Annotated in this window: 5 protein-coding genes; 4 read left to right on the top strand and 1 reads right to left on the bottom strand. The window is 43.3% G+C overall.

The annotated features are described in order from the left end of the window. Window positions 1-470 precede the first annotated feature (470 nt). Complete coding sequence (locus tag L0G63_RS13025) at window positions 471-716, bottom strand: hypothetical protein (RefSeq protein ID WP_301451036.1); 246 nt, start codon at window positions 714-716, stop codon at window positions 471-473. A gap of 506 nt (window positions 717-1,222) precedes the next feature. On the opposite strand from L0G63_RS13025, the gene dinB reads away from it, so the two are divergent. The 4 genes from dinB to L0G63_RS13005 all read left to right on the top strand — a co-directional run bounded on the left by dinB (window position 1,223) and on the right by L0G63_RS13005 (window position 7,315). Next, a complete protein-coding gene (gene dinB, locus L0G63_RS13020) occupies window positions 1,223-2,323 on the top strand; it encodes a DNA polymerase IV (protein ID WP_301451035.1) in 1,101 nt (366 codons plus the stop codon). Window positions 2,324-2,501: 178 nt separating this feature from the next. Then, complete coding sequence (gene queA, locus L0G63_RS13015; protein ID WP_301451034.1) at window positions 2,502-3,707, top strand: tRNA preQ1(34) S-adenosylmethionine ribosyltransferase-isomerase QueA; 1,206 nt, start codon at window positions 2,502-2,504, stop codon at window positions 3,705-3,707. A 113-nt stretch (window positions 3,708-3,820) separates the two neighbouring features. Continuing rightward, a complete protein-coding gene (locus L0G63_RS13010; protein ID WP_301451033.1) occupies window positions 3,821-5,602 on the top strand; it encodes a peptigoglycan-binding protein LysM in 1,782 nt (593 codons plus the stop codon). Window positions 5,603-5,653: 51 nt separating this feature from the next. After that, window positions 5,654-7,315 carry a FimV/HubP family polar landmark protein gene (locus tag L0G63_RS13005; protein ID WP_301451032.1) on the top strand — a complete coding sequence of 554 codons (1,662 nt, stop codon included), beginning with the start codon at window positions 5,654-5,656 and terminating at the stop codon, window positions 7,313-7,315. Window positions 7,316-7,512: the final 197 nt, after the last annotated feature.

Below are 7,512 nucleotides of genomic sequence, written 5' to 3'. Positions count from 1 at the left end.
TGGTAACCCGCCTCTTCAGTTTGATTTGCTTATTTCAAGTTGAGAGTGGGGTATAATCTGCTGATAACTTTTTTGGTACTCTTAACTGAATCGCAGTCCGTTACATAAATGCGCTTCATCATATTGAAATTAACGACTAGATCTAAAACCAGTTAAACAAACCAATTTTTAAAAGTAATTTTGATACTTATTTGATACTTGAAAAATATTGTTACATCTTTTTAGTTATAGCTAAATATAGTCAATTTAACCCTAAGTCATTGTTTATAATTATATTTTATTTCTACTCATTGCTTATTATCGTTAAGTATATCTAGTTATTTGAGATAGCCAAAGGATTCAAAATCCGTTGCCTTTAAAAGCGTGTCGGTTCGAGTCCGACCACTGGTACCATATAGCAGTACAATCTAACCTCCCTTTTCGGAGGTTTTTTTTGTGTCTGTTACTTTTATAGCTGTGATATTCTTTGTTTACATCGCTACTTCAGATTCTCTAACAACATTTATCTTAATCGGTACGGCATAGCTCCATGGCATGCCAGCACTGCAATAAAAAGACCCATTACGAAACGACACAATATACGCGGTAAAGTCATTACCACAATGATCCATCATCGCTTGCTCGTCGCTGTCATCACAAACTGCGCACCATATTTGTCTCTCGCCGCGTGCCAGCATTGCCCGTGTTAAGTCACTCCCTTTCAATTCGTTATTCATTTTCTGCTCCTTGGTCGTTCTGAACTCTCTAGCAACGATATGTTTTTAAAGAGCTAATCTACCAGTACTCAATACACAAGTTTGGTATGAGCGCTACAAACAACGTCTTTTTATAGTACTAAAAATATATGAGGCGTTAACTACTCTTGTTACCGTGCCTATTACTGTGAATACTTATAGTGTAAAACTATAAGGCACTGACCGTGACAAAAGACCATCAGATTCATGATGAATGGCCTATCTACTAAGACAAACGGCTTAGAAAAATAAGCATGCTTGGCTTGGGTCTGAGTAAAATATTTTTTTCAAAAATAACTGTTCACTAATGCTACTAAGGCGTGTATTAAGCCGCCTTCTTTACTATACATAATTTCATGATGTATTCAATTATTGATATGTATTATGTTTGACATTCATACGGTTTGACTCCTATCCAAAGACAATCTGCTTTCAAACCTAACAATTGGTAATAAAAACCTGCCTCTAAATCAGGTAAAATATTGAGTATGACCGCTTCTATCACGACACATCCTGTTGACACAGCACCTCGTAAAATCATTCATATCGATATGGATGCGTTTTATGCCAGTGTAGAGCAGCGTGATTTTCCTGAGCTACGTGGTAAACCATTGGTGGTTGGCGGCGATCCAAATGGTCGCGGTGTGGTTGCTGCTGCCAGCTATGAGGTGCGGCAATTTGGTGTGCGCTCAGCCATGTCTTGCTATGAAGCTCGCAAACGTTGCCCCAATGTCATATTTGTACGACCGCGCTTTGATGTCTATCGAGCGGTTAGTGGCGATATTCGCAAAATTATGCATAGCTTAACGCCCCGCGTCGAGCCACTGTCCTTGGATGAAGCTTATCTCGATGTTACAGGATTGTCTGTACATAAAGGCTCAGCGACATTGATGGCCAACTGGCTGCGCGCGCAAATCTTGGCGCATACGGGTCTGACGGCCTCTGCTGGTGTCTCGTTCAACAAGATGCTAGCCAAGATTGCCTCTGACATCAATAAGCCTAATGGTACAACCATCATCACGCCACAAGATGCGGATCACTTTATTAGTACCCTACCCATTGAGCGGTTTCATGGTATTGGTAAAGCAACGGCAAGACGCTTGCATGCGATGGGGGTTGATAATGGCGCTGATCTGAGGCGATTGCCCGCTGAGGTATTGGTACAAGAATTTGGTAAACGTGGGCAGTTTTATCATGATATTGCTCATGGCCGCGATGAACGCCCTGTCAAATCTGAGCGCACTCATAAATCTGTCGGTTCAGAAACCACATTCAGAGATAACCTGAGTGATGATGATGAGCTGCGCCGACAAATCTATGAGCAAAATGCTGATGCCTTTGCTCAGATGCACCAAAAGCAGCTCGTCGCTCATACCATCACTCTTAAAATAAAATACGCCGACTTTACTCAAATCACCCGCTCACATACGCTCTCCACGACATTTGATAGTGCCGAATCTGCCCATTACTGGCTCGATAAATTGTTTTTAGATATCCCGCGGCAACTGCCTATCCGTCTGGTTGGTGTGACTTTTTCTTCGTTAGCACCCGCCACTGAGTTGTTACCCCAGCTAAATTTATTTGAATAATTCTACTCAGTATCGATCAAAGTACTTGTGCTCGATAAACATCACTTATTTTTTTTGCTTAGGCTATTCATGATAAAAAATCACTTTATATAGTGGCTTACTACAAAGCAAAGTATCCTCTCGTAAGGGCATTTCTGCTACAATTGTGCCAAAATCCCAACCCATTCAAAGACTGATTATGACCGACTCTTACACCGCCTCTACTGATGCTCATGCTTTAACTGATACCGATAATACTGATGAAGTCTTGGACTATCTAAGCGTTGAGGACTACGATTATGAGCTGCCGGATAGCTTGATTGCGCGCTACCCATTAGCGCAGCGCTCTGCATCAAAACTTTTATACTTGCCAGCCAACAGTCAGTCCACCACTACTAATAGTGTGGAAGATCGCCTGTTTTCTGAATTACCTGACTTATTGGATGCAGGGGATCTGATTGTTTTCAATGATACCAAGGTAATGAAAGCACGCTTATTTGGCCAAAAGGATACTGGCGGCAAACTTGAAGTGCTTATTGAGCGTCTAGTCGATATCTCAGACTTAGCGGCATCTCTGCTGCACCTAAAAGATACCAATGATGAACCAGTCAACCAAGAGCATATTGCTCTTTGCCATGTGAAAGCAAGTAAAGCGCTCAAGCTTGGTCAACGCTTACAGCTTGCCGATGGTCACATGAGCGCTACAATGATTGGTCGTCAAGATAACCTATTTATTTTGGCGTTTGATGCGCCAATCTTGCCTCATCTAGAGCTGTACGGTGAACTGCCTATCCCCCCTTATTTTGAGCGTCATGCTGATGACACGGACAATACTCGCTACCAGACCGTTTTTCACGATCCAGATAAGATTGCTAGCGTGGCTGCACCGACAGCAAGCTTACATTTCGATGAGGCGGTACTCAGCAAGCTTGACGAGAAAGGTATCAATACCGCTTTTGTCACTTTGCATGTCGGGGCTGGTACTTTTGCGCCAGTGAAAACAGATAATTTGCTCAATCACACGATGCATAGTGAATATGCACATTTGCCGCAAGCGACTGCGGACCTGATTAATCAAACGCACGCTAATGGCAACAAGGTTATTGCGATTGGTACCACGGTGACACGGGTTCTTGAGACAGCATATCAACAGACTGCCACTGACGGTAACGCGCTCTCTAGTTGGTCAGGAGATACCGACATATTCATTTATCCTGGGTTCAAATTTGGTGTTATTGATCGACTGTTAACTAATTTTCATTTACCCAAGTCTACGCTACTGATGCTCGTATCAGCATTTTCTGGTAAATCGTCAATAGAACACGCCTATCAACACGCTATCGAAAAACAATATCGTTTCTTTAGTTATGGCGACGCGATGCTACTAGATAAACGCGCTGATTGACGCCTATAAAGACATTTTGTGCATTGGACACAACAGTTGTGAAATAAACTGGTAAACTAAACGGTATTTTGTTATAACAGCAAAGACAACTTATTTATCCTAAAGGGCTGCTCATGTCTTGTCATCTATCTCGTCGCTTGACTACTGTACATCGCGCGGTATCAATGGCACTACTATGTTCTGTAGGCTATACAGCCCTAGTGCCGAGTGTGCAAGCGGCAACTATTGGTAAAACAGTGGTCACTTCAGCCCAGCATGAGCCTCTTTCGGCAAGTATTATCGTCAGTAACATTCGATCAGCTGACTTTTCTGCCAGTCTTGCCAACTCAGCCATTTACCGACAAATGGGATTGACGCCCACTGACTCTATGACAGTGCGTTTTCAGCCTACTTCGGCGACCAGTGGTCAGGTGTTTATTACCACATCACAGCCTGTGTCTAAGCCTTTTGCTGATGTCGTTTTAGCGATTAATGATAATGGTCGGCAAAATATGGTACCAAAAACCTTATTAATGCCATTAAAAGACAGCGTACCCATTAATACTAAAAAAAATATCGCTACAGGGGCACAAAAACCCGATCTCCCTAGTGTGTCTGCCAGTACGGCCATGCCCTTAACCGTTAGAAAAGGCGCGCCGCCGCCACTGATTTCTACGCCTGCGGTATCCTCACCTAATTTGTCAGCACCAACCGCATCAACGACGCCATTATCAGCGTCTCAGTTGCCAGCACCCAACATTCAGGCTCCCGTAGTAACAACTGCCTCGCAGGCCAGTAGTCTCGCTTATGCGCCTACCCGCCTCGATAATGGTCGCTTGAACAGTGATTCTGACATGGGAGATGATCTTAATCAGACAAGCGCTCAAGATAATCGCAAGCGCTCAGTAGATAGCGCGAACAATGCCTCTCTAAATGCAACTGATAATAGCACTACCATGAATAGCAACATCGTGACAGCTAATGAGCAAGCCAATGCTCGTTCTCGTAAAGATGAAGTTACTGCAATGACAGCGGTGAAGCCCAATACGGATAAGCAGCTTGATATTTTAAATATACAGGTGACACGTCAAATACAACCTAGCAGTAAAGCAGACAATGAGATGGTCGCCCGTTCACCTATTCCATCAACTCCGATAAGTAAAATCGATGACAACAATACGGTGATTGCCACGGCTCAAGGCAGTAATATACCTGATAACACAGCATTGCCTCCACCAGCTAAAGTGCCCAGTCGCTCAATGAGCACTGGCAATGAAACAACAAATCATGCAACAACTCAGTATCAAGTACAACGCAATGATAGTTTGTGGATGATCGCGCAGCAGATCGCACGTGAAAACAACCTAGACACGTCGACTGTGATGAAACAAATTCAGTCACAGAACCCTGATGCTTTTATCAATCAAGATGCTGACCAACTAAAAGCAGATGCTAAGCTTCGCTTACCTAGCTACGATGTTATACCGTCACAGCAAAGCTTAGAAGCAGCCATTAGTGCTCAAAGACAATATAGCCGCCGAGCGAATACACCTGTGCCAAAAAAGCCAGCGCAAAAGACGTCTAAAAAACCAGCTGATGTCTCTCAAGCCGCAAGTGTCTCTAAAAAACCAACCACTAAGACCCAGACACTACCGCAAGCACAGTTTTCTGTCCTTGCCCCAGGCCGTAATGGTAATGCAGACGGCACCCAAACAAAGTCGGCAGCGGATAAAGGTAATGGGCTAAGCACTGACATATTGGCAACGCTCAAAGCCTCTAGACAAGAGGCAGCTGCCCAAGCTCAGCGCTTGTCAGAGACCAGCAGCGCACTGGACAACTATACTAAAAAGCTCCAATTACAAAATCAAAAACTGGCTGAGCTACAAGCTCGTCTCAAAAAACTACGCAATCAATAATTGCCTAACGGATCAACGCAATATGCTGTGATCTTAGGAGTAGGAACAACTATGGACAATATGCTATATATCATCGCCGGATTGGTGCTTATCCTGTTAGTCGCTGGTTTTTTATTGCGCAAAAATAAAGCACAAAAGCAAAGTGCACCGCCGCCTGCAAGCTTAGGAAGAAGTACTGCTGCTACCACGTCGACAGTAGATCATGGTACGCCTGTTCAAAGCGCTCAAACTGATAGCAATAAGTTTGATCACATTACGATTGCACAGCGTTTTATAGATCAGCAGCGCTATGACAAAGCCATTGAAACCATCAATCGTGGCCTCAGTGAGAAGCCTAACGATAGTCAGCTGTCTCTTAAGTTACTGGGCTTGTATGCTACGTTGGATCAACCTGAAAACTTCAATAATGTTTATGACACTATTAAAGCGCATAATGACGCAAAGACCATCACACTCGCTAATGAGCTTAAGGATTTGTACGTTGGCGAACCAAGCCCAGTAGCTACACCGGAAATAGTAGCGGACGACACTCATGATAACTTTGATAGCCTAGATTTTGACCTCTCTACCGCCGAGCAAAACAACGACACAGCAACCGAGTCTAATACCTCTTCTGTTGAAGATGGTCTTGCTATTGAGGAGAATGACAATACTGTAACGGCTGACTCTATTGACAGCCCAGTATTATCGAACGAGTTTGATAATGTCAGTTCCAATATAGAAGATAGCTTTGATTTGACACTGAGCGATCTAGAAGATAATGAGCCTGAAGTTGCTGTTGAATCTCCTGTCACACCATTGTCTCTGCCGGATGATGAACGTTCTGTCTCTACCGATAATAGCGTGGATACTCTTACAGATGACGTCACTGAAGACAATGATCTTAGTGACTTTGAGTTCGATTTTGACACGCCTGCCCAAGACCTTTCGGCTGAACGCTCTGGTGCATTAGATGTCAAAGAAAATGAAAGTGACGCGTTAGAGTTGGAGGACGAGTTCATCTTAGATTTTGATGACCTAGCAGCCGATACCGATAAAGATAGCGCTGTCACTGATGATATCGAAGACACGTCTATCAGTGATGATCAAAATATCTCCGATGATTTTACTCTATCTTTAGACAGCCTAGATGCATCAGATAAGAATAATACACTAGACGCTAGCGAGCTATCTTCTCTTAAGGAGAGTAGTGAGATTGATGACTTTATTTTAGAAGACACTGATTTTGAAAGCCCTGCTTCTGACCGTAGCACGCTTGAAGATAGTGGAATGTCAGAGTTTAATTTTGAAGATCAACTGATCAGTGATGACTCTGAAGTCGTTCATCTTGAAGAGTCAGACATCGCGCCAGCTGCGCCGTTAAGATTCGACGACGATACGATGATAGATGACGATTTTGATATCGCAGATACTGATTCTGTATCAGACTCTCAAGCACCCGCCTCTTTCATCTCTACCACTGCACCAGTTGAATTTGAGGTAAATGGCGCCCCTGAAGCGGCGGAATCGGCAGAAGACTTTTCCTCACGCTTTGCCGCAGATTTTGATTTTGTTAAATCATTAGATAGCAATCAAGTCACTTTAGACTTGGCAAATCAATATCTACAATTAGGCGAGTACGACAGTGCCAAGCGCTTACTCAATGAGGTTATTGCACAGGGCAATAGCGAACAAAAGCAACAAGCACAAGTTTTGCTTGAACGCACAGCATAATAAGCAATCTAGTCACCTATCAGCAAGTATTCTCTTATATGAGAGACTTGCTGATTTTTTGCCTTTAGTACTGCTTTTATCTATGATGACCTACTCTAGCTATCACTACTAAACGTTCTGACGTTTCCTTTTTTCATCACAACTTACTAGGGCGTGTTGAACATTCGACCATGGCACTGACAGCGACTATTTTTTAG

The sequence above is a fragment of the Psychrobacter sp. genome (assembly GCF_030454045.1).
Classification (GTDB): domain Bacteria; phylum Pseudomonadota; class Gammaproteobacteria; order Pseudomonadales; family Moraxellaceae; genus Psychrobacter.
The sequence above is the reverse complement of the archived record's forward strand: the minus strand, read 5'-3'. Positions and strand labels throughout refer to the sequence as shown.